Below are 23226 nucleotides of genomic sequence, written 5' to 3' on the forward strand. Positions count from 1 at the left end.
TACTCCTCCTATTTTCGCGTGTGCGCGTTTTCGGAAGACTGTCTGTCGAAATGGCGTGTGCGGGCTGAAGGTGCGAATCACCAATGACCAGTCATGTGGGCGGGCGTGATTGTGCGAGCCCGCGCTTCATGTCGAACGACGGGGATGGAATGGGAGTGCGATGATGAAGCTGTCGTATTACAGAGTCAACAAGATCTTCTGGATATGGACGCGATGCGAAGGCAAGGACGGTTGCGAAATTGTTCGTGATGCGACGTTGTCAATGGGCAAGGCACCACCATCACTGCCAGAGCCGCCGAAGAAGCCCGAGCCCCCGAAGCCGCGCCCCCGACGGTTGACTCACAAGGATCGCGTGAACAATACCTTCGATGGGCTGTTGGCCGCGGCCGAGGGAATTTCGCGCTTCAAGAAATGGCTGAACACACCTGATCCACCGAAGGAACACAAGCCTGCACCGGTCAAGAAACAGGAAAAGGAGTCGACTGTCCCGCCGTTCGACATTCAGGAAATTCCGCGGGCGATGCGCAAGATCTTTTTGCCGAAGTCGGCCGAGTTGATGGAGCGATGGTTTGCCGGACGGCTCAACTATTCGCCGGTCGACGCCGACGAAGGGGCGGAGATCAATCAGGACGGCAAGCACTATCCGCCTGATATGTACGATACGACGACGATAAAGCTGGATTGGGTGTTCCGCTTTCCTCGTGCCAAGGAGAAATATGACTATCTGATCAATGAAGGCATTCGGTCCCAGAATGCAATCGATGTGCTCACAAAGATGCTCGGGACATACAAGAATCAGGTGATCGATCTCTTCACAGGAGACATTTGTAGAAACAATCCCGTAACCTTACATCGCAATTTTCAGTTTCAGCGTGTTGCGGTTGATGGGACGTTCGGGCAGAAGATAAATCTATTGCTGGCAGCGGAGTGGGAGCGTAGCGGTGCTCCTGACGATCTCACCGGCGCACTCGGTTCGTTTGTCATCTACGCCGCCCTTGGTCGTGCACAGTTCTCCTGGGATGTCGAATGGCGCCGGACCGTGGTCGAGGTAACCGGCATTTGGGTATACGTGAAAGACAACTACACATTCACCGACAAACTTGGCGACCGTTCGCAATACTTGGGCCACTGGAGCAGTAACGGCGTCATCGTCGTACCGCTCGATACGTTCGCGGCCCAGTCTCGTTATATCCCGTATGTCAAATCCGCCGTCGCGCTTGGAAATCCTGCGACGAAGGGAAACGTCTACTATCCGGTGCACAACGCCGATTTTCGACAGTGGGCGATCAAGCATCAACGAGGTGGGGATTTCATCATCTACTCTGATTGTCGTTACGTTCCTGTCAGTCCGAGTATCAAGATCTATCTATGATTCGATCGGCCAAGTCCATAACGCTGCCGAAGTCTGATATGCCTGAAGGGCGTCTTTGCTACTCGGGGATGTGGTGGAAACAATTGAATACCGGGTGACACCATGGGTTGTCCCACTCGCACGCCGATCGAGGTGTCGTCATGATGGTTGATTTCGGTGAGCCGCTCGCAGCGCTGTTCGGCGCATCTGCCGCATTGATTACTATCGCCTTCACGGCAATCAAGTGGCGCACGTGGCAAGAGGCGTCACGTGCGAGAGCGACGAAGATCGGCAAGGCGGCCGTGATATTGGCCGCCATCTACATGTGTTACGCGAGTCTCTTCAACAGCACGCCGGATGGAACCGGGTGCCAGAGCTCAGCCTCTTTGGATGGCCTTTACATTGCAGAGCGATGCTTGCTGAAATGGGTGCCTGGGGGGAGTTCCAAGTACGTAGGACGGTTGTTCGACGCAAAGAGTAGAAAGTTGCTTGCCCAACGTACGTTCACTACATCGAGCCCGGAGATTGAGTGGTCCATAAACGGTCGTTCTGCTTACTTCTCGAGGGGAGATTCGGATGATGGCGACGATGAAATAACGCTGCCACCTTCAAGATGGGACAGACTACTTGCCGCGCGCCCACGTTTGTAACAACCGCTACATGCCCGTTATTTCACGGGCTGGCGTGATCACATGCGGCGGCACGTGACGCGATTCGCGTCCGTGCCGCCATTTCACGACATCATCCGACCGGCTGACTGAAACGCCGAATCGTCGCTTACTGCTTGAGCGACGCCATGTCCACCACGAACCGGTACTTCACGTCGCTCTTCAGCATCCGCTCGTAAGCGGCATTGATCTGCTGCATCGGAATCGTTTCGATGTCCGACGTGATCCCGTGCTCCGCGCAGAAGTCGAGCATTTCCTGCGTCTCCGCGATCCCGCCGATCAGCGAGCCCGCGAGGCGGCGGCGCTTGAAGATCAGGTTGAATACCTGCGGCGACGGGTGGTCGTGCTCCGGCGCGCCGACGAGCGTCATCGTGCCGTCGCGCTTGAGCAGGTGCAGGAACGGATTCAGGTCGTGCTGCGCGGCGACCGTGTTCAGGATGAAGTCGAAGCTGTTCAGGTGCGCGTTCATCTGCGCTTCGTCCTTCGAGATCACCACTTCGTGCGCGCCGAGCCGCTTGCCGTCCTCGATCTTCGACGGCGACGTCGTGAACAGCACGACGTGCGCGCCCATCGCGCGTGCGAGCTTCACACCCATATGGCCGAGGCCGCCCAAGCCGACGATCCCGACCTTCTTGCCGGGGCCGACGTTCCACTGGCGTAGCGGCGAATAGGTCGTGATCCCCGCGCACAGCAGCGGCGCGGCGCCGGCCGGGTCGAGCGTCTCGGGCACGCGCAGCACGAACGCCTCGTCGACGACGAGCTGCGTCGAGTAGCCGCCGTACGTGACGTCGCCGGTCACGCGATCCTGGCCGTTGTAGGTACCGACGAAGCCGTTCTCGCAATATTGCTCGAGGCCTTCCGCACAGCTCGGACAGGTGCGGCACGAGTCGACGAGACAGCCGACGCCGACCAGCTCGCCGACCTTGAAGCGCGATACCTGCGGGCCGGTTGCGGTCACGCGGCCGACGATTTCATGGCCCGGCACGACCGGGTAGATCGTGTTGCGCCATTCGTTGCGGGCCTGGTGCAGGTCGGAGTGGCAAACGCCGCAGTACAGCACCTCGATCTGGACGTCGAGGTCGCGCAGCGCGCGGCGCTGGAATTCGAACGGGGCGAGCGGCGAGCGCGCATCGGTCGCCGCGTAAGCGTAAGTTGTGCTCATGCAGGGGGCTCCTTGTCCGGGAAAACATCCGGCGAAACAGACTGCCGCCGCGCCATGTGGCGGTGCGGCGAGACAGGTGCCCATCGTAAGGAGCGCGCGGCCGGGGCGAAATACACGAAGGTCTTGAAGATTTGCCTATTCCTCTCGAATTGCACGCGAACGGCCGTCAAAACGCTTTCAGGATGCTACATTGCGAGCCAGATTCTCTTGCAGGACAGGACGACGCAGATGAGCTTCCAGCCCCTTTTCGACGACTCGGGCGAGCGCGTGCGGCGCCGCATGATCGAGCTGCATGCGCGCCTCGCGCCGAACGAGGGCGACACGCTGGCGACGCTCGACGGCGTGCGCTTCATCCGCGTGAGCCGGCCGGTGCCGCGCATGCCGGTGCTGTACGAGCCGAGCATCATCGTCGTGTGCCAGGGCCGCAAGCTCGGCTATCTCGGGGAGCGCTCGTTCGTCTACGACGCGCAGCAGTATCTCGTGCTGTCGGTGCCGTTGCCGTTCGAATGCGAAACCTTCGCGAGCATGGACGAGCCGTTTCTCGCGATCTCGATTCGCGTCGATCTCGCGGTGATCGCCGAACTCGCGATCCTGCTCGACGAGACGCTCGGCGCCGCGGTCAGCGAGCCGCACGGCGTCTACTCGACACCGCTCGATGCGCCGCTTGCCGACGCGGTGGTGCGCCTCCTCGAAACGCTCGCGTCGCCGCACGACACGTGCGTGCTCGGGCCGGCGATCATGCGCGAGATCGCGTATCGCGTGCTGACTGGCGCGCAGGGCGACGCGATTCGCGCGGCGCTCGTCCAGCAGCATCATTTCGGTCGCATCGCGAAGGCGCTGCGGCGCATCCATGCGGACCTGACGGCCGATCTCGACGTCGAGACGCTCGCGCGCGAGGCCGGGATGAGCCTCGCGGTGTTCCACGCGCAGTTCAAGCACGTGACCGCGACGTCGCCGATGCAGTATGTGAAGGCCGCGCGCCTGCACCAGGCGCGGTTGATGATGGTGCAGGACGGCGTCGGGGCGGGGACCGCCGCCGCGCGGGTCGGCTATGCGAGCGCGTCGCAGTTCAGCCGCGAGTTCAAGCGGCTGTTCGGCCGCAGCCCGGGTGACGAAGTGCGCGCGATGCGCGAAAGCGGCGGCGGAAGCCGGCCAATCGAATCGGACGTCCGCGCGTAGTGCCGGACGCCATGCACTGCCGAATGCCGGATGCGGTGCTCAGCGCCGCACGACCTTGCGCCGCTGTGCGCTGATGCCCGCATAGTCGGGCAGCGTGTCGACGCGTTTGCCGACCGCCTTCGCATACAACGGCATCAGGTCGGGCAGGCGGTTCAGCAGATCCTGCCGTCGCGTCGCGCTGTACGGGTGCAGGTAGATGAAGCCCGCCGCCTTGTCCGCGCGCGTCGCCGCCGCGAGCTTGTCCCACAGCGTGATCGCCGCGCGCGGATCGAAGCCCGCGCGTGCGGCGATGTCGCCGCCGATCACATCGGCTTCGGTTTCGTCGGTCGGGTCGTAGCGCAACGTTTGCAGGCGTGCGCCGAGGTTCAGCGCCTGCGGCAGCGGATCGCCGACGCCGAACAGCGGCGGCAGCGTGGCCGCGCGCAGCGAGGTTTGCGACGTCGTGCTGAAATTGCTGCGCGCGTGTTCGCGCAGCGCATGTGCGATGCCATGCGCGAGCAGCACGCCGAATTCGTCGTCGTTCAGGCGCACGCGGTCGAGCATCCCGCCGTACACGAGGATCTTGCCGCCCGGCAGGCAGGTGACGCGGATGTCGCGCGAGCGGATCGCGTTGAGCTCCCACGCCCAGTTCTTCACGCGATCGTTCCACTTCACCGAATACGGCGCGAGCTTCGCGACGATCGCGCGCAGGCGCTTCACGCGCGGCTGGTTCGCGGGCAGCAGACGACCGCTGTCGGCGGCCGCCTGCACGATTTGCGTGTATTCGGTCGCGGTGAGCTGTTCGAGCAGCGTTGACGGGATCAGCGTGCGGAACGCGATCGCGTTGCCGTAGCGGACTTGCTGCGATGTCGGCGTATAGGCTTTCGTGGACGCGGCCGCACCGGTCGGCTGCGCGGCTTCGGCCGCGGACGGCGTGGCGGGTGCCGCCGGCGTGGACGGCGAAGCGGGCGCGGTGGCCGGTGCGGGGCTTGTCGAGGTCGCGCTTGCGTCGGCTGCATGCGCGCTTCCGGCCGCGAGTGCCGCGATGCCGACGCTCAGCGACGCAGCGACGCGTGCCAGGCCATGCAGTCGATCATTGCGCACGGCTGGCCTCGCCGTTGCGCGCGGTGCCGTTCCACGGCGCGATCTTGAACAGCAGCAGCATGCCGGGGATCGCGAGCGCGGTGCACGCGATGAAGTAGTCGAACCAGCCGATCTTCGCGACGATGAAGCCGCTCGCGGCCGACGCGAGCGTGCGCGGCACCGACGCGAGGCTCGTGAACAACGCGAACTGCGTGGCCGTGTAGCGCGGGTCGGTCGTGCTTGCGATATACGCGACGAACGCGGCCATCGTCAGGCCCGTCGTGAAGGTTTCGAAGCCATAGACGATCGCGAGCGCGACCGTCATCGGACTGAATTGCGGCGTGACGGCGATGCCGAACACGGACAGCCCGGCCGCGATCGCGTGGCTCGTCGAGATCGTGAAGTCGTACAGCATCGCGAGCACCGGCGAGCCGGGGCCGAGTTGCGCGAGCCATGCGAAGCCGAGCGTCGACACCATCTGCAGCGCGCCGAAGATCCACAGCCCGCGGCCGATGCCGATCTTCACGAGCCAGATGCCGCCGATGATGCCGCCGGCGACGCTCGCGACGAGCGCGGTGGTTTTCGCGACGATGCCGATCTCGGTGCGCGTGAAGCCGATGTCGAGGAAGAACGACGTCGACAGCGTGGTCGCCATCGTGTCGCCGATCTTGAACAGGAAGATGAAGGCGATGACGAGCAGCGCGCCGGCCCAGCCGTCGCGCTGGATGAATTCGCGGAACGGCAGCACGATCGCGTCGCGCAGGTTGCGCGGCGGCGCACCGATTACTTCGGGCTCGCGCACCAGCAGCGTCATCAGGATACCCGGCAGCATGAAGGCGCCGGTGATCGCGAACACGACGTCCCACGGCATGTGGTCGGACAGGATCAGCGCGAGCGAACCGGGGATCAGTGCGGCGAGCTTGTACGCGTTCACGTGCACCGCGTTGCCGAGGCCCTGCTCGGTGTCGCGCAGCAGTTCGCGGCGATAGGCGTCGATCACGATGTCGGCGCTTGCGCCGAAGAACGCGACGAGCGTCGTGAGCGCGGCGACCGTCCAGATCGAATCGCGCGGCGACACGAAGCCGAGCGCTGCGATCGCACCGGCGACCAGCACCTGCGTGAGCAGCAGCCAGCCGCGCCGGCGGCCCGGCCGCCAGCCGGGCAGGCGCGGGATGTAGCGGTCCATCAGTGGCGCCCACAGGAACTTCCACGTATACGGGAACTGGATCAGCGCGAACAGGCCGATTTCCTTCAGGTTCACGCCCTCGGAGCGCAGCCATGCCTGCACGAGATAGACGAGCGTGAAGAGCGGCAGGCCCGACGTGAAGCCGAGGAACACGCAGATCAGCATGTGCGTGTTCAGATAGGCGCGCCAGCCGGGGTGATCCTCGTGAGCGGTGAGTGCGGGCGCCTCGTGTGGCGTTTTCGACATGGACAGGAACTGGGTAGCGTTGACTGATTGCGGCGGCAGCGCAGGCGGCGGCGCGGGTAGCGCAGGGGCGCGGCCGCACGTGCGTGCAGGCCGTCGGCGTCCGTCAACGGCCCCCTGGCTCAGCTGCGCTTGACGCGGTAGACAGCAAGACTACCACGCCAGTTCGCTCCCCATCGAATCGGCTGGCCTTCGTGCAGCACGATGCGGTCGAGGATCGTGACCCCGACTTCCGGCGCGAGCGCCTCGAAATCCTTGATCGTCAGCACCCGCACGTTCGGCGTGTTGTGCCACTGGTAAGGCAGCGACTTCGACACCGGCATCCGGCCGCGCAGCACCGACAGCCGGTGCGCCCAGTAGCCGAAGTTCGGGAACGACACGATGCACTCGCGCCCGACGCGCGCGGTTTCGCGCAGGATCGCGGCCGTCTGGTGGATCGTCTGCAGCGTTTGCGACAGGATCGCGAAATCGAAGCTGTGATCCTCGAACAGGCGCAGGCCGTCCTCGAGGTTCTGCTGGATCACGTTGATCCCGTTCTTCGTGCTCGCGAGCACGCCCGCGTCGTTCAGTTCGATCCCGTAGCCGGACACGTCCAGTTCTTCCGACAGCAGCGACAGCAGCGAGCCGTCGCCGCAGCCGAGGTCGAGCACGGTCGCACGCGGTTCGACCCAGCGGGCGATCGCGCGGAAGTCCGCACGGGCGGACAGGGAGTTCAGCGCTTGCTGGTTCATGCACCCACCTCGATGGCGATTCGTTCGTAATACGCGCGGAGCAGGTTGTGATAGCGCGCGTCGTCGAGCAGGAACGCGTCGTGACCGTGCGGCGCGTCGATTTCCGCGTAACTGACCGTGCGCTTGTTGTCGAGCAGCGCCTTCACGATTTCGCGCGAACGCGCCGGCGCGAAGCGCCAGTCGGTCGAGAAGCTCGCGATCAGGTATTTCGCCTGCGTGCGCGCGAGCGCGGCGGTCAGGTTGCCGTCGAACGCCTTCGCAGGGTCGAAATAGTCGAGCGCGCGGGTGATCAGCAGGTACGTGTTCGCGTCGAAGTAGTCGGCGAACTTGTCGCCCTGGTAGCGCAGGTACGATTCGACCTCGAACTCGACGTCGAAGCTGAAGTTGTACGCGTCGAGCGCGCCGTCCGCGCGGCGTAGCGCCCGGCCGAATTTCTCGGCCATGTCGTCGTCGGACAGGTACGTGATGTGGCCGATCATCCGTGCGACGCGCAGGCCGCGCTTCGGCTTCACGCCGTGCGCGTAATAGTCGCCGCCATGGAAGTCGGGGTCGGACAGGATCGCCGAGCGCGCGACCTCGTTGAACGCGATGTTCTGCGCGGACAGCTTCGGCGTCGATGCGATGTCGATGCAGTGCGCGACGCGTTCCGGATACATCAGGCTCCATGCGAGCGCCTGCATCCCGCCGAGGCTGCCGCCCATCACGGCGGCGAAGCGCTCGATGCCGAACGCGTCGGCGACGCGCGCCTGCGCATGCACCCAGTCCTCGACGGTAACCACCGGGAAGCGCGCGCCGTACGGCTTGCCGGTCGACGGATCGGCGCTCATCGGGCCGGTCGAGCCGAAGCACGAGCCGAGGTTGTTCACGCCGATCACGAAGAAGCGGTTGGTGTCGAGCGGCTTGCCGGGGCCGACCATGTTGTCCCACCAGCCGGTACTGCGCGGATCGTCCGCGTAGACGCCGGCGACGTGATGCGACGCGTTGAGCGCGTGGCAGACGAGCACCGCGTTCGAGCGCGCGGCGTTGAGCTCGCCGTACGTCTCGACGACGAGCTGATAGTTGCCGATCACACTGCCGCTTTGCAAGCGCAGCGGTTCGGCGAAGTGCATGGTCTGTGGAGCGACGATGCCGATCGATTCCATTCGTTCCGCCTTATGACTGGGCGGCTAAATGGTGTCGGCGATGCGCGGAGGCGAAGGTGCGCGGCTGACGACCTCTTTAGCCGCATTTGTAGTGAACCGCCGGGACAAAGATAGCCATCCATGCCCGGCCGGTTCGCGCGCCCGCAATCGAGTCAGCAAATCGGCGCGCTTCCGACCTGCCGCCAGAGAGGCGACAGTCGGCAAAGTATAGCGGAAATTGCGGGAGGCGGATTCCGGCGCACGTGGCGCGGCGTGCCGTCAGCGTCGCATCACTGCAGGATCAGCCGCAGATGGGCATCGGCCTGCTCGCCCGGCGGTTTCTGGAATCCGCCTTTCGCGAAGCGGTGCCAGCGGCCGATCACGTAGCTGACGAGCAGGCTCGCGCGGGCCGCGGGATCATAGTCGGCGGGCAGCACGAACGGCGTCGGGCCGTCCTGCGGCGCATTGGCCTCGGTGCGCGCGACGCGCAGGCACTGCTTGACGGTCGCTTCGATGCGGTCGAGCAGCTGGTTCACGCGCTCGGTGAGCCGCTCATCCTCGCCGACCAGCGCCTCGCCGGTCAGCACGCGCGTCATCCCGGGGTTCTTCGCGGCGAAATTGAGCATCGTCAGCGCGATCGTGCGCGCCTGCAGTACGCCGTTCGGCTCCTTCGCGACGATCTGGTTGACGAGTCCGAACAGCGCCTGCTCGATGAACTCGATCAGCCCTTCGTACATCTTCGCCTTGCTGGCGAAATGCCGGTAGAGCGCCGCTTCCGACACGTCGAGCCGGGCCGCGAGCGCGGCGGTCGTGATTTTCTCGGGCTTGGGCGCCTCGAGCATCGCGGCGAGCGTCTGCAGGATCATCACGCGCCGCTCGCCCGGTTTCGGGCGCGGGCGGGACGGTGTGGCCTGGTTTTCCGTTACGGCTTGGTCCTGCGGGTAAGTCGGCTGCATTTCTGTCGCCCCGATCGTGTGCCCAGTCGCAGCGATTTTAACGAACGAATGCGCTGGTCGACATAATGCGGACGGCCGACGTTGGGCAAATGGCCCGGCAGATGGCCGGTGATCCATACGGTGCCGATGCCGAGGCGCTTGTAGCGCTTCAGGTGGCCGCGCGTATCTTCCACGAGGATCGCGTCGGCGAGCCGCGCATGCGCGGCTCGCAGCGTCCGGCGCAGCATGGTGTGGTCGGGCTTCGCACGCCACGCGTGGCGGTCGCGCATGTGTTCGATCGCGATCACGCGCTCGAACAGCCGCTCGATGCGCAGCTCGCGCAGCACCGCGCGAGCATAGTTCTCGGGCGCGTTGGTCAGCACGAACTTGCGGCCGGGCAGCGACGCAACGATGCGTGCCAGGCCGCGCTCGGCGCGCAGCATCGCGGGCAGGTCGGGAAACGTGTGGACGACCCGCAGGAAATCGTGCGGATCGATCGGATGGTGGCGCGTGAGGCCGAGCAGCGCCGCGCCGTAGCGCTGCGTGTAGCCGGTGCGCAGCCGGTCGGCCTCGGCGCGCTCGACGTGGAGCGCGTCGATGATGTACTGCGTCATCGCGCGGTTGATCTCCGGAAAGATCGCATGCGATGCGTGATGCAGCGTGTTGTCGAGATCGAACAGCCAGACGGGCGCGCCGGCGCGCGGCCGGCTGCGGGAGATGCGCCGGCGTCGCAGCGACGCCGGCAGGTCGGGGCTGGCAGGCGGGCGGCGCGCGCTCAATGCGAGCGGATCATCGTGCCGAACGGCTGCTCGGTCAGGATTTCCAGCAGCACCGAATGCTCGATCCGGCCGTCGACGATGTGCACCGACTTCACGCCGCTCTTCGCGGCGTCGAGCGCCGACGAGATCTTCGGCAGCATGCCGCCCGAGATCGTGCCGTCTTCGAACAGCGCGTCGATCTCGCGCGCGGACAGGTCGGTCAGCAGGTTGCCGTCCTTGTCCATCACGCCCGGGATGTTGGTCATCATCAGCAGCTTCTCGGCGTTCAGCACGGTGGCGAGCTTGCCGGCGACGAGGTCCGCGTTGATGTTGTACGACAGGCCGTCTTCGCCGAAGCCGATCGGCGAGATCACCGGGATGAACGCGTCGTCCTGCAGCGCCTTCACGACCGCCGGGTTGATCGCCTCGACTTCGCCGACCTGGCCGATGTCGATGTACTGGCCCGGATTGTCGCGATCCGGCATCAGCAGCTTGCGTGCGTGGATCAGGCCGCCATCCTTGCCGGTCAGGCCCACCGCATGGCCGCCGAAGTGGTTGATCAGCGTCACGATGTCCTGCTGCACTTCGCCGCCCAGCACCCACTCGACGACTTCCATCGTCTCTTCGTCGGTCACGCGCATGCCCTGGATGAAGGTGCCGGCCTTGCCGATCTTCTTCAGTGCCTGATCGATCTGCGGACCGCCGCCGTGGACGATCACCGGGTTGATGCCGACCAGTTTCAGCAGGATCACGTCGCGGGCGAAGCCCTGCTTGAGCCGTTCTTCCGTCATCGCGTTGCCGCCGTATTTGATCACCACGGTCTTGCCGTGGTAGCGGCGAATGTACGGCAGCGCTTCGGCGAGGATTTCTGCTTTCAGCGTGGGGGCGATCTGCGAGAGGTCGATGGGCTCGGACATGGCGGCGGCTCTGGCTGGGAACGGTTGAAACAGGGCGAATTGTACAGGAGTGGCGCAGCGCAGCATCGGGTTTTTGGGCGGGCCGGAAGGTGTGCGGGGCGGGGCGGGTGCTGTGCGCGGTGGCCCGCCGGCTATGGCGCCGGGCCTTGCGGCGCCGATGCGGGCCGCGGTGCGGGCGGGCTCGCGCTGCACGCGTTCCGGCGTGATGGCGGCACGCATCGGCCGGATGGCCGACGTGCAAAATCCCCCCGCCGCGCTATGCTTGTCGCGTAGGGCGACGTGATGCCCGCTTCCGCGATTGCGCCATGACCGATTCCGCTGCCGCCACCCGTTCGGCCCCGCACCGCGCGCGCTGCCCGCACTGTGGGCGCGGCTTCGACTGCGGCGCCCGCACGCAGCCGTTCGACTGCTGGTGCGCGTCGATGCCGGTGTTGCCCGGCGATGCGGCGCCCGCGGCCGGCGCGCGGTGCCGATGCCCGGAGTGCCTCGCCGACGAGATCGCGCAGCGCATGGCCAGGGCGCCCGGCTGACCGTGGGTGCAGGGGCCGCGTGCCGCGAGGGCGATGCGCCGGTGCGCCGTGGCCTTCGCGTGCGCTGCTGCCGATCCGGCCCCGCGAGAGGCATCGGGCGCTAAACGGGTAAACTGGCCGGATGCAACGAATCACCACCACCGGGCGCGTCAACCTCAGCCACCTGTTCTGGCTGCGCAACCTTGCGATCGTCGGCCAGCTCGCGACGATCGGCGTCGTGCAGACCTATTTCGGCGTGCATCTGCCATTGCCGGCGATGCTGATGGTCATCGTGCTCGAAGTCGTCTTCAACGCGCTGACCTGGGTGCGGGTGCTGCGCGCGCGGCCCGAGACCAATTTCGAGCTGCTCGGCCAGCTGTGGGTCGACCTCGGTGCGCTGTCGGCGCTGCTGTTCCTGTCGGGCGGCACGACCAATCCGTTCGTGTCGCTGTACCTGCCGTCGCTCGCGATCGCGGCGGCCGTGCTGCCGTGGCACCTGATGATCTGGCTCGCGGCGTTCGCCGTCGCGTGCTATGCGGCGCTCGGCTTCGATTCGGTGCCGCTCAACATGGACAATCCGGCGAACCTGTTCGACTACTACCGCACCGGGATGTGGGTGAACTTCATGGTCAGCGTTGGGCTGACCGCCTGGTTCGTCGCGCGCATGTCCAACGCGCTGCGTCAGCGCGATGCGGCGCTCGGCGAAGCGCAGGCGCATTTGCTGCGCGACGAGCGGGCGGTCGCGCTCGGCGTGCAGGCGGCCACCGTCGCGCACGAGATGGGCACGCCGCTGTCGACGATTGCGATGCTCGCCGAGGAATTGCGCGACGCGGCGCGTGCCGATCCGGGGCTCGCGCGCTACGAGGCCGACCTGAAGGTGCTCGAAGAGCAGATGACGCTCTGCACGTCGGCGCTGGCGCGCCTGCGCAGCCGTGCGAGTGCGCCTGCGAGCCGCCAGCCGGTGGGCGACTGGCTCGACACGTTCGTCGAGCACTGGCGCCTGCGGCATCCGCACGTGCAGTTCGAACTGCTTGGCGCACGGCCGTCGGGCGTCGCGCTCGACGACACGGTCGCGGCCGGCCAGATCCTCACGATCCTGCTCGACAACGCCGCGCGGGCCAGCCCGCACCGCGTGACGCTGGCCGCGCGACTCTCGTATAACGACCGGTCGGCCGAACAGATCGAATTCGAAGTATGCGACGATGGGCCCGGCATTCCGGCCGCGCTGCGCGAATCGCTCGGCGCGATGCCGGTCGACAGCACGCAGGGCGGGCACGGGGTCGGCCTGTACCTGGCATTCAGTGCGGCTGTGCGCCTGGGCGGCGAGATCGAGCTGTCCGATGTCGTGCCGCGGGCGGCAAGCGCCGCCGCGCGCGCCGGCAGTGCTGCGAATGGCCACGCTTCTGCTGCATCGGGGCAGCGCGCGGGCGAGCGCCCGGCGGCCACGCCGGACAGCCGCCCGGCCGGCGCTCCCGGCCGCGGCACGCGCGCGGTGCTGCGTCTGCCGGTGACGCACGTCGCGGCGCCTGCCGCCTCAACCAACACGTAGACGGAGAAACCACATGAGCGAGAACAATTTCCTGGTGATCGACGATAACGAGGTGTTCGCGGGTACGCTCGCGCGTGGCCTCGAGCGCCGCGGCTATGCGGTGCAGCAGGCGCACGACAAGGAGGCGGCGCTGCGGCTCGCCGCCGGCGGCAAGTTCCAGTTCATCACCGTCGACCTGCATCTCGGCGAGGATTCGGGCCTGAGCCTGATCGCGCCGCTGTGCGACCTGCAGCCCGACGCGCGGATTCTCGTGCTGACGGGCTACGCGAGCATCGCGACCGCCGTGCAGGCCGTGAAGGAAGGCGCCGACAACTATCTCGCGAAGCCGGCGAACATCGAGTCGATCCTGGCCGCGCTGCAGACCAACGCGAGCGAAGTGCAGGCCGACGAGGCGCTCGAGAACCCGGTCGTGCTGTCGGTCGACCGGCTCGAATGGGAACACATCCAGCGCGTGCTGGCGGAGAACAACAACAACATCTCGGCGACCGCGCGCGCGCTGAACATGCACCGCCGCACGCTGCAGCGCAAGCTCGCGAAGAAGCCGGTTCGGCAGTAAGCGGCGCGACCGCACCGGCTTCGGCCGTGCCAACGAAAACGGGCGACCCCCGCGAAGGGGCCGCCCGTTTGTCATCCGGCGCCGCGTGCGTTACAGCACGTAGCGCGACAGGTCTTCGTCCTGCGACACCTGGCCGAGCGCCTGGTCGACATACTTCGCGTCGATCGTCACGCGCTCGCCGGCGTGGTTGCCGGCCGAGAACGACACTTCCTCGAGCAGTTTCTCGATGACCGTGTACAGCCGGCGCGCGCCGATGTTCTCGGTCTTCTCGTTGACCGCGTACGCGATCTCGGCCAGGCGGCGGATGCCGTCGGCGGCGAACTCGAGTTGCACGTCTTCGGTGGCGAGCAGCGCCTGGTACTGCTTGACCAGGCTCGCATCGGTCGCGACGAGAATCGCCTCGAAGTCGTTCACCGACAGCGAGTCGAGCTCGACGCGGATCGGAAAGCGGCCCTGCAGTTCCGGAATCAGGTCGCTCGGCTTCGCGAGGTGGAACGCGCCGCTCGCGATGAACAGGATGTGATCGGTCTTCACCATCCCGTACTTCGTGTTGACCGTCGTGCCTTCGACGAGCGGCAGCAGATCGCGCTGCACGCCCTGGCGCGACACTTCACCGCCGCTGCCTTCGTTGTTGCGCGACGTGATCTTGTCGATCTCGTCGAGGAACACGATGCCGTTCTGCTCGACGTTCTGCACGGCCTTCGTCTTCACTTCCTCGTCGTTGAGCATCTTCGCCGCTTCCTCGTCGGTCAGCAGCTTGAGCGCTTCCTTGATCTTGACCTTGCGGCGCTGCTTCTTGCCGCTGCCGAGGTTCGAGAACATCGAGCGGATCTGCTCGGTCATCTCTTCCATCCCGGGCGGCGCCATGATGTCCATGCCGGCCGACGGCTGCTCGAGGTCGAGTTCGACTTCCTTGTCGTCGAGCTGGCCTTCGCGCAGACGCTTGCGGAAGGTCTGGCGCGTCACGTTGTTGTCGTCGTTCGCGTGATCGGCGTTGCCGCCGAAGCCCACCGCACGCGGCTGCGGCAGCAGGAGATCGAGGATACGGTCTTCCGCCTGGTCGGTCGCCTTGCTGCGCACCTTGCGCATTTCGGATTCGCGCGTCTGCTTGACCGAGATCTCGATCAGGTCGCGCACGATGCTGTCGACGTCGCGGCCGACGTAGCCGACTTCGGTGAACTTGGTCGCTTCGATCTTGATGAACGGCGCATCGGCGAGCTTTGCGAGGCGGCGCGCGATTTCGGTCTTGCCGACGCCCGTCGGCCCGATCATCAGGATGTTCTTCGGCGTGATTTCCTGGCGCAGCGGATCGGCGACCTGCTGGCGGCGCCAGCGGTTGCGCAGCGCGACCGCGACGGCCTTCTTCGCCTTGGCCTGGCCGATGATGTGCTTGTCGAGTTCCGAGACGATCTCGGCAGGGGTCATGGTGCTCATGGTGCGGTCCTTACTCGATCGTTTCGATGATGCGGTTGTGGTTCGTGTAGATGCACATGTCGCCGGCGATGCCGAGCGACTTCTCCACGATCTCGCGCGGCGACAGCTCGGTGTTCTCGACGAGCGCGCGGGCCGCGGCCTGCGCGTACGCGCCGCCCGAACCGATCGCGCAGATGCCGCCTTCCGGGTCGAGCACGTCGCCGTTACCGGTGATCACCAGCGTGGTGGTGGCATCGGCCGTGATCAGCATCGCCTCGAGGCGGCGCAGCATCCGGTCGGTACGCCAGTCCTTCGCGAGCTCGACGGCCGCGCGGGTCAGGTTGCCCTGGTGCTTCTCGAGCTTCGCCTCGAAGCGATCGAGCAGCGAGAACGCATCGGCGGTGCCGCCCGCGAATCCGACCAGTACCTGGTTGTTGTAGATCCGCCGCACTTTCCGCGCGCCACCCTTCATGACGATGTTGCCGAGGGTTACCTGGCCGTCGCCGCCGAGCGCGACCTTGTCGCCGCGCCGGACCGAAACGATGGTCGTGCCGTGAAATTGCTCCATCTGCGTTCCTTGAGAAAAACGGGGAAGAGTCGGGCGGCGCGGGGCGCCGCCGCATGAATCGCAGTGCGCCGGGAAGCGGCCCGGCGCGCGTCCGTTTCATTTTAGGGCGGGCGCCGGGATATCAAGAGGGGGAGGCAAATCGGCCGGCGCGCGTCGTTGCCGGCGGGGCGGGCACCAGGGCCGGTGCCGGAAAAACAAAAAGCGCGCGGCAGGCCGCGCGCTTTCGGGAAGCAGCGTGTTTGAGCGGAACGCCCGCTCGATCAGTCGCCGAACAGCTTCTGGCGCAGCTCGCGGCGCTCTTGCGCTTCGAGCGACAGCGTGGCCGTCGGACGCGCGAGCAGGCGCGGAATCCCGATCGGTTCGCCGGTTTCCTCGCACCAGCCGTAGTCGCCGGAATCGATGCGGGCGAGCGATTGCTGAACCTTCTTCAGGAGCTTGCGTTCGCGATCGCGCGTACGCAGTTCGAGCGCGTGCTCTTCCTCGATCGTCGCGCGATCGGCGGGATCGGGCACGATCACCGTCTCACGCAGGTTCTCGGTCGTCTGGCCTGCATTCTTGAGGATGTCCGCCTGCAACTGTTCGAGCCGATTTTTGAAGAAGGCGAGCTGATCCTCATTCATGTAATCCTTGTCGCTCATCTTCAGGATTTCGGCTTCGGTCAAGAGTTTCTTCGTCATCTGCTTGCTTCTTCAATGTGCGGCAAATCCGGAGATAGTGCCTGCACTTTGGGATTACCCGCAACTGCGCTTGCAATCATTTGCGATTTGCCGCCGCGGGGCCGAAAGCCTCTGGAAAACCGGTTCTCAAATACCAGGATAGGCCTGGCGCGAATTTGCGCGCGGCGAACCGGTGTGCTGCGCGGCAGATCACTTCGGCCGCGGCCGGGTAATGGATGGGCGATCCGGCGCGGTTGCGATGCCCGGGTAATGGTTCTGCAAGAACCGGGCCTGTTATTGCCGTACTCCAGCGGGCACGTATTGTAACTGAATCGCAAGCGGGCGCCGTATCGGGTCGATCCCCGTCGGCTGCGCCAATATCTAGAAAATATAACGCGCAAATCGCGAAAAAGCGATGACGACGCAACCCTTCCCGGAAAAGGCGCCGCGCGACGGCCCCGGCAGCTCGCCGAGGCGGCCGCGCGGGCGGCACGCGAGGCTGGCCCGAATGCTCAGGCGAGGCAGGCGTCGAGGCCGTCGGTAATCAGGTCCTGCGGCAGGTCGACGCCGATGAACACCATCTTGTTGGTCTTCTTCTCGACCGGCAGCCACTTGGCCGCGAGATCGCTGCCCATCATCTGGTGCACGCCCTGGAACACGACCTTGCGATCGACGCCCTTCATGTACAGCACGCCCTTGTAGCGCAACATCCGTTCCCCATAGATCTGCAGAATGCCGCCGAGGAAGTCTTCCAGCTTGTTCGGGTCGAACGGACGGTCGTTGCGGTACACGAACGACTTGATCTTGTCGTCGTGGTGCGCGTGATGATGGCGATGACCGTGCTCGTGATCATGCGCGCATTGACCATGATCGTGGTCGCAATGCGCGTGATCGTGATCATGGTCGTGATCGTGGTGATGGTGCGCGTGATCGTCTTCGGCGAGGAAGTCCGGGTCGATCTCGAGCTTCGCGTTCAGGTTGAAGCCGCGCAGGTCGAAGATTTCCTTGATGTCGGCTTCACCGAAGTTCACGACCTTGATCGTCGCCTTCGGGTTCATGTGCATCAGGCGGTGCTTGAGCGCCGCGACGGTCGAGTCGTCGACGAGGTCCGACTTCGTGATGAACAGGCGATCGGCGAAGCCGACCTGGCGCTGCACCACTTCGTGTTCGTCGAGCTGCGCGTTCGCGTGCTTCGCGTCGACCAGCGTGATGACGGCGTCGAGCAGGAAGTCGTCGGCGATCTCGCTGTCGATGAAGAAAGTCTGCGCGACGGGGCCCGGGTTCGCGAGGCCGGTCGTTTCGATCACGATGCGGTCGAAATCGAGCTTGCCTTCGCGCTTCTTCGCGGCCAGATCGCCGAGCGCGCGGGCGAGGTCGCCGCGGATCGTGCAGCAGATGCAGCCGTTGCTCATCTGGATGATCTGCTCGTTCGAGTCCTGCACGAGGATCTCGTTGTCGATGTTCTCTTCGCCGAACTCGTTCTCGATCACGGCGATCTTCATGCCGTGCTGTTCGTTCAGGATGCGCTTGAGCAGCGTCGTCTTGCCGCTGCCGAGGAAGCCGGTGAGGATGGTGACGGGAGTGGCCATGTCGGTCGCCTGTGGTTCGTGAATCGGGGTCAAAACCAGGATGTGTGCGTCGCGCCATCGACTCGCGAGCCGGGGCGCACAACCATCCATTGAAACATACCTGTCAAGCTCGCGCCCGTCGTCCGGACGACAGGGGCGAGCGTTCGTCCGCCAGGCGCAAACGGCCGGCGGACGCGAGTGTGCGCGTAGATCGGGGCGATCAGACGATTTGCAACAGCAGGCCCTTCAGATATTCGCCTTCCGGGAATGCGGCGAGCAACGGGTGATCGACGCCCGCGCCGAGCCGCTTCAGGATGCGCGCATCGACCTTCGCGTCGGCGGCCGCGCTCGCGACGATTTTCTGGAACAGGTCCATGTCGATCGCGCCCGAGCACGAATACGTGAACAGCAGGCCGCCCGGACGCAGCAGCTTGAAGCCGCTCAGGTTGATGTCCTTGTACGCGCGTGCCGCGCGGTCGACGCTGTCGCGGGTCGGCGCGAACTTCGGCGGATCGAGCACGATCAGGTCGAAACGCTCGCCTTCGTCGACGAGGCGGCGCAGCGTCTTGAACGCGTCCGCGTCGAGCCAGGTCGCGCGGTCGGCGTCGAAGCCGTTCGCCACGACGTTCTGCTGCGCGAGCGCGAGCGCGTCGCCCGACGAGTCGATCGACACGACGCGCGTCGCGCCGCCCTTGAGCGCCGCGAGCGAGAAGCCGCCCGTGTAGCAGAAGCAGTTCAGCACGTCGCGGCCGGCCGCGTACTGCGCGACGAGCGCGCGGTTGTCGCGCTGGTCGACATAGAAGCCCGTCTTGTGGCCGTTCGGCACGTCGACGTGATACCGCACGCCGTTTTCGTTCGAGATCAGCGTCGCGGGCGGCGCGTCGCCGGCGAGCACGCCGGTCGTCTGTTCGAGCCCTTCCTTGTCGCGGATCGAGACGTCCGAGCGTTCGTACACGTTCGGGCAGCCGGTCGCGCTGCTCAGTGCCGCGACGATCGCGTCCTTCCAGGCTTCCACGCCGGCGGCCATGAACTGGCACACGAGCTGGCCGCGCGGCGTGGCGCCCGGCTCGGCCGAGTCCGCGATGTAGTAGTCGACGATCAGCCCCGGCAGCCCGTCGGCCTCGCCGAACACGAGCCGCACGGCGCCCGTGCCCGACACCATCGTCGTGCGATGCGCGACCGCGCGCTGCACGCGGCGCTTGAAGAACGCGTGGTCGATCGGCTCGTTCTCGTCGAAGCTCCAGACGCGCACGCGGATCTGCGACTGCGGGCTGTACGCGCCGCGCGCGAGGAAGCGGCCGTCGTGCGCGCGCACGATCACGGTCGCGCCGGGCGCGGGCTTGCCGTCGACGCGATCGATCGCATTGGCGTAGATCCATGGATGCCGGCGCAGCAGCGATTTTTCCTTGGACGGTTTGAGTGTGACGGTTTGCATGATCGGATCGAAATGGGCCGCGGGCGAAGCCGGCCGAAGCCGGTCGCCGCGCGCGGCGGGTAACACGGGACGCGTCAGTCGCGCTTCTTCGCGCGCGGATGCGCGCTGTCGTAAATCTTCGCGAGATGCTGGAAGTCGAGCGACGTATAGACCTGCGTCGCGGAGACGCTCGCGTGGCCGAGCAGTTCCTGCACCGCGCGCAGGTCGCCGCTCGATTGCAGCACGTGCGTCGCGAACGAGTGGCGCAGCACGTGCGGATGGACGTTGGCGGGGATGCCCGCGGCGAGCGCCGCGCGCTTCACGCGCTCGCGCACGACGCCCGGCGCCATCCGGTTGCCGCGCACGGACACGAACAGCGGATGCGGGTCGTGCTTCACGAATTCGCCGCGCACCGCGAGCCACGCGTTCAGCGCGTCGATCGCCTTGCGGCCGACCGGCACCTTGCGTTCCTTGTTGCCCTTGCCGCGCACGGTGACTTCGGCTTCGGCGAGATCGAGCCAGCCGGTCGACCGGTAGCCGTCGGCCTGCGTGTACATCACGTCGAGCCCGACGAGTTCGGCGAGGCGCAGCCCGGACGAATAGAACAGTTCGAGGATCGCGTGATCGCGGATGCCTTCGGTGGTGTTGGCGAGCGGCGCGTCCATCAATGCCGACGCGTCGTCGACCGACAGCGCCTTCGGCAAGGTTTTCGGGCGCTTCGGCGCGCGCACCGCGGCGACCGGGTTCGCCGGCATCTCGATGCGCTGCGCGAGCCAGCGGTAGAACGCGCGCCATGCGGACAGCCGATGCGAGATCGATCGCGCGGACAGTCCGCCAGAGTGCGCGCGTGCGACCGCGCCGCGCATGTCGGCGGCCGTCAGCGCTTCGAGCGGACGGCCGGATGCGAGCTTCTTCAGTTCGTCGAGTTCGTGCGTATACGCGCGCAGCGTATGTTCCGACAGCTGCCTGACGTGCTTCAGGTTCGACAGGTAGGCGGCGATCGGATCGTCGGTCATCGCGGGTGCGGCGTCAGTGCGGCAGCAGGCGCGTGAGCGCGGCGCTCGCGAGCGTCGCGATCTGCGCGAGGAAATCGGTGGCCATCCCGTCGTGGAAGCGGCGCGGATCGGGCGAGCCGAGCACGAGCAGGCCGAAGGCGGGCGCGTCGGCACCGGCGAGCGGCGCGCGCAACGCGAGCAGCGCGACCGACGTGGCGGCGCCGTCGCCGGCCGGCGCGGCTTCGCCGCCTTCCGCGGCATTCGCGGCCGGAACCACCGCGGGCGCGAGCCACTGGGCCGCTTCGAATCCGGTGTTCGCGCCGCAGTACGGCGTCGACAGGCCGTTCGTGAACAGCCGCACTTCCTCGCCTACCTGGCGCGCGAAATCGGCCTGCGCGTAAGTGTCGGCGACGTCCCACACGCGCAGCGCCGTTTGCGGCACGTCGAATACGTCGGCGATGCCGTCGGCGATCGTGCGCGGCAGCGCGTACGGGTCGCGCTCGGCGATCACGCGGGCGGTCCAGCGACTGAACTTCGCGGACAGGCTGTCGTTCTCGTGCCCGTAGCGCACCAGCTCCGCGAGCCGGCGCTCGAGGTGCTTGTTCTTGTCGCGCAGCATTTCCATCTGCCGCTCCTGCAGCGAGATCGCGGCCTTGCCGTGCGGGTTCGCAAGACGGATCGTCGCGAGCAGTTCCGCGTGTTGCGCGAAGAATTCGGGATTGGCGAGCAGGTAGTCGGCGACTTCGCGATCGTTCATGTGACTGGAGCGTTCAGTTATCAGGACGTTGAAGGGTCAGACGGTCAGGTCGATCTCGCCTTCGAATACGGTCGCGGCGGGCCCGGCCATCATCAGCGCGGCGGCTTCGTCGCGCGCGCCGTCCCAGCCGATCGTCAGCGTGCCGCCGTGCGTGTGCACGGTCACCGGCGAATCGAGCAGGCCGCGCCGGATGCCGGCTGCCACCGCCGCGCACGCGCCGGTGCCGCACGCGAGCGTTTCGCCCGCGCCGCGTTCGTAGACGCGCAGCTTCACCTCGTTGCGCGACACGATCTGCATGAAGCCGGCGTTCACGCGCTCCGGAAAGCGGGCATGGCGCTCGATCAGCGGGCCTTCTTCGCGCACCGGATACGCTTCGGTGTCGTCGACGACCTGCACCGCGTGCGGGTTGCCCATCGTCACCGTCGAGATCCAGCGCGTGTGGCCGCCGACGTCGAGCGGCCACAGCGTGTCGCCGCCTTCCGTGCGGCCGTCGAGCCCCGACGCGTCGAACGGCACCTGCGCCGGCGCGAACACGGGCGCACCCATGTCGACGACGACTTCGCCGTTGTCCTGCATCGTCAGCGTAATCAGGCCCTTCATCACCTGCACGCGCACGGTGCGCTTGTCGGTCAGGCCGCGGTCGCTGACGAACTTCACGAAGCAGCGCGCGCCGTTGCCGCAGTGTTCGACCTCGCCGCCGTCGCAATTGAAGATCCGGTACTTGAAGTCCACGCCGTCGATGGTCGGTTTTTCGACGAGCAGCAACTGGTCGGCGCCGATGCCGAAGTGTCGGCTGGCGAGCGCGCGCACTTGCGCTTCGGTGAGCGGCGGCAACGCGCGCGAATAGCCGTCGAGCACGACGAAGTCGTTGCCCGCGCCGTGCATCTTGGTGAACGAGAGTTTCACAGGGTCCGGGATTCCATGGCGAACAAGGCGGTCGGCGCGACGAAGGCGATGTGCCGCCATTCCGGGCGGCCTCGTTCGTCGTGCTGATCTCAACCGCAAATGATACATGCAGCTGACAGGGGCGTCCTGCGCGGGCGGGGCGGCGGGTGTCGTTCGGGCGGGTGGAGCCGGAAGAGGTCGGCCGATCGGCCGACTGGTTGCACGGGCGGCGAGTGGGCAGATTGGGGTGGTGCGGTGTGGCGAGCGCTGCCAGGGCGCGTGAATCCGGCGTCTCGCGCTCGGGCTTCGGCTACGCACAGGACGAACCGCGTGCGTGTTTTCGTACCGGTCAAATTGACAACTCAATCGGGCGATTCGTATAGTCTGGCTATACGCCATGTGGGCCATGCCATCGCTATCGCCGAGAGTATGGGAGGCCCATGATCAAGTCATGGCAGCACAAGGGGCTGGAGGCGTTTTTCACGAACGGGAGCAAGGCAGGCATTCGGCCGGATCATGCCCCGAGGTTGCGGCGCCAGCTTGCCCGTCTCGACATGGTGAGTCAGCCGCTCGACATGAACGTCCCGGGCTGGCGCCTTCACCGCCTCGCCGGCGGGCTGGAGGGTTACTGCTCGGTGAGCGTGAGCGTCAACTGGCGCCTGACGTTCAGGTTCGAGGGCCCCGATGTCGTCCTGGTCGACTATCAAGACTATCACTGAGGTCATTCAACGCCATGACTCGCATCTTCAATCCGCCCCATCCGGGCGAAACGCTGCGTGACGACATTTTGCCGACGCTCGGCCTGACCGTTACCGACGCCGCCGCGCAGCTCGGCGTCACGCGGGCGGCGCTGTCGCGCATCCTGCACGGCCATGCCGGCATCTCGCCCGAAATGGCGCTGCGTCTCGAGGCATGGCTGGGCGAGGAAAACGGCGGGCGGGCGGATCTGTGGCTCGCGCAGCAGTCGGCCTACGATCTGTGGCAGGCACGCGCGAAAGGCGTGCCGAAGGTGACGAAGGCGCAGGCGCGCGTTTGACGGCGCG

23 protein-coding genes are annotated in these 23226 nt (G+C 66.1%); 7 read left to right on the top strand and 16 right to left on the bottom strand.

The window, feature by feature from the left end; all coding sequences use genetic code 11:
* Positions 1-160 precede the first annotated feature (160 nt).
* Entirely contained in the window at positions 161-1372 is a 1212-nt protein-coding gene (locus BX604_RS08075; protein ID WP_098550291.1) for a DUF6402 family protein, read from the top strand.
* 756 nt (positions 1373-2128) lie between these two features.
* Here BX604_RS08075 and BX604_RS08085 read toward each other — a convergent pair.
* On the bottom strand, positions 2129-3181 hold the full coding sequence (locus BX604_RS08085) for an NAD(P)-dependent alcohol dehydrogenase (protein WP_098550293.1): 1053 nt from the start codon (positions 3179-3181) through the stop codon (positions 2129-2131).
* 228 nt (positions 3182-3409) lie between these two features.
* Between BX604_RS08085 and BX604_RS08090 the strand changes: the two genes are divergently transcribed.
* Positions 3410-4360, top strand: coding sequence for an AraC family transcriptional regulator (locus BX604_RS08090; protein WP_098550294.1), 951 nt, complete (start codon positions 3410-3412; stop codon positions 4358-4360).
* Positions 4361-4399: 39 nt separating this feature from the next.
* On the opposite strand, the gene BX604_RS08095 is transcribed toward BX604_RS08090, so the two are convergent.
* The 7 genes from BX604_RS08095 to argB form a co-directional block, all read right to left on the bottom strand.
* Positions 4400-5443, bottom strand: coding sequence for a M48 family metallopeptidase (locus BX604_RS08095; RefSeq protein WP_098550295.1), 1044 nt, complete (start codon positions 5441-5443; stop codon positions 4400-4402).
* Positions 5433-6854: an AmpG family muropeptide MFS transporter gene (locus BX604_RS08100; RefSeq protein WP_098550296.1), complete on the bottom strand. Its 1422-nt coding sequence runs from the start codon at positions 6852-6854 to the stop codon at positions 5433-5435. Before BX604_RS08100 ends, BX604_RS08095 begins: the two co-directional genes overlap by 11 nt.
* 119 nt (positions 6855-6973) lie before the next feature.
* Entirely contained in the window at positions 6974-7582 is a 609-nt protein-coding gene (metW, locus tag BX604_RS08105) for a methionine biosynthesis protein MetW (protein WP_057924617.1), read from the bottom strand.
* A complete protein-coding gene (gene metX / locus BX604_RS08110) occupies positions 7579-8724 on the bottom strand; it encodes a homoserine O-succinyltransferase MetX (RefSeq protein WP_098550297.1) in 1146 nt (381 codons plus the stop codon). The genes metW and metX overlap by 4 nt, the downstream gene beginning before the upstream one ends.
* Positions 8725-8993: 269 nt before the next feature.
* Complete coding sequence (slmA, locus tag BX604_RS08120; protein ID WP_098550298.1) at positions 8994-9659, bottom strand: nucleoid occlusion factor SlmA; 666 nt, start codon at positions 9657-9659, stop codon at positions 8994-8996.
* Positions 9626-10417, bottom strand: coding sequence for a pyrimidine 5'-nucleotidase (locus tag BX604_RS08125; RefSeq protein ID WP_098550299.1), 792 nt, complete (start codon positions 10415-10417; stop codon positions 9626-9628). The genes slmA and BX604_RS08125 overlap by 34 nt, the downstream gene beginning before the upstream one ends.
* On the bottom strand, positions 10414-11313 hold the full coding sequence (gene argB / locus BX604_RS08130) for an acetylglutamate kinase (RefSeq protein ID WP_006754950.1): 900 nt from the start codon (positions 11311-11313) through the stop codon (positions 10414-10416). Before argB ends, BX604_RS08125 begins: the two co-directional genes overlap by 4 nt.
* A gap of 305 nt (positions 11314-11618) precedes the next feature.
* Here argB and BX604_RS08140 point away from each other — a divergent pair, with 305 nt between their 5' ends.
* The 3 genes from BX604_RS08140 to BX604_RS08150 all read left to right on the top strand — a co-directional run bounded on the left by BX604_RS08140 (position 11619) and on the right by BX604_RS08150 (position 13927).
* Positions 11619-11843, top strand: a complete 225-nt coding sequence (locus tag BX604_RS08140) for a cysteine-rich CWC family protein (RefSeq protein ID WP_098550300.1) — start codon at positions 11619-11621, stop codon at positions 11841-11843.
* Positions 11844-11964: 121 nt separating this feature from the next.
* Positions 11965-13371: an ATP-binding protein gene (locus BX604_RS08145; protein ID WP_098550301.1), complete on the top strand. Its 1407-nt coding sequence runs from the start codon at positions 11965-11967 to the stop codon at positions 13369-13371.
* A gap of 13 nt (positions 13372-13384) precedes the next feature.
* Complete coding sequence (locus tag BX604_RS08150) at positions 13385-13927, top strand: response regulator transcription factor (RefSeq protein WP_011658200.1); 543 nt, start codon at positions 13385-13387, stop codon at positions 13925-13927.
* Positions 13928-14017: 90 nt separating this feature from the next.
* On the opposite strand, the gene hslU is transcribed toward BX604_RS08150, so the two are convergent.
* The 8 genes from hslU to dapF form a co-directional block, all read right to left on the bottom strand.
* A complete protein-coding gene (gene hslU, locus BX604_RS08155; protein ID WP_098550302.1) occupies positions 14018-15361 on the bottom strand; it encodes an ATP-dependent protease ATPase subunit HslU in 1344 nt (447 codons plus the stop codon).
* A gap of 10 nt (positions 15362-15371) precedes the next feature.
* Positions 15372-15908 carry an ATP-dependent protease subunit HslV gene (hslV, locus tag BX604_RS08160; RefSeq protein ID WP_006477497.1) on the bottom strand — a complete coding sequence of 179 codons (537 nt, stop codon included), beginning with the start codon at positions 15906-15908 and terminating at the stop codon, positions 15372-15374.
* A gap of 260 nt (positions 15909-16168) precedes the next feature.
* The gene (dksA, locus tag BX604_RS08165; protein ID WP_006477498.1) at positions 16169-16585 is read right to left on the bottom strand and encodes an RNA polymerase-binding protein DksA; all 417 of its coding nucleotides are present in this window, start codon (positions 16583-16585) and stop codon (positions 16169-16171) included.
* A gap of 491 nt (positions 16586-17076) precedes the next feature.
* Positions 17077-18153, bottom strand: a complete 1077-nt coding sequence (locus tag BX604_RS08175; RefSeq protein ID WP_098550303.1) for a CobW family GTP-binding protein — start codon at positions 18151-18153, stop codon at positions 17077-17079.
* A gap of 199 nt (positions 18154-18352) precedes the next feature.
* Complete coding sequence (locus tag BX604_RS08180) at positions 18353-19567, bottom strand: class I SAM-dependent rRNA methyltransferase (RefSeq protein ID WP_098550304.1); 1215 nt, start codon at positions 19565-19567, stop codon at positions 18353-18355.
* Positions 19568-19641: 74 nt separating this feature from the next.
* Entirely contained in the window at positions 19642-20562 is a 921-nt protein-coding gene (xerC, locus tag BX604_RS08185; RefSeq protein ID WP_098550305.1) for a tyrosine recombinase XerC, read from the bottom strand.
* 13 nt (positions 20563-20575) lie between these two features.
* On the bottom strand, positions 20576-21298 hold the full coding sequence (locus tag BX604_RS08190; protein WP_098550306.1) for a DUF484 family protein: 723 nt from the start codon (positions 21296-21298) through the stop codon (positions 20576-20578).
* Positions 21299-21334: 36 nt separating this feature from the next.
* On the bottom strand, positions 21335-22204 hold the full coding sequence (dapF, locus tag BX604_RS08195) for a diaminopimelate epimerase (protein ID WP_098550307.1): 870 nt from the start codon (positions 22202-22204) through the stop codon (positions 21335-21337).
* A gap of 419 nt (positions 22205-22623) precedes the next feature.
* Here dapF and BX604_RS08200 point away from each other — a divergent pair, with 419 nt between their 5' ends.
* Both BX604_RS08200 and BX604_RS08205 read left to right on the top strand, forming a co-directional pair.
* The gene (locus BX604_RS08200; protein WP_098550308.1) at positions 22624-22902 is read left to right on the top strand and encodes a type II toxin-antitoxin system RelE/ParE family toxin; all 279 of its coding nucleotides are present in this window, start codon (positions 22624-22626) and stop codon (positions 22900-22902) included.
* A 14-nt stretch (positions 22903-22916) separates the two neighbouring features.
* Positions 22917-23219, top strand: coding sequence for a HigA family addiction module antitoxin (locus BX604_RS08205; protein ID WP_098550309.1), 303 nt, complete (start codon positions 22917-22919; stop codon positions 23217-23219).
* Positions 23220-23226: the final 7 nt, after the last annotated feature.

Source organism: Burkholderia sp. JKS000303, assembly GCF_002563755.1.
GTDB classification, from domain to species: domain Bacteria; phylum Pseudomonadota; class Gammaproteobacteria; order Burkholderiales; family Burkholderiaceae; genus Burkholderia; species Burkholderia anthina_B.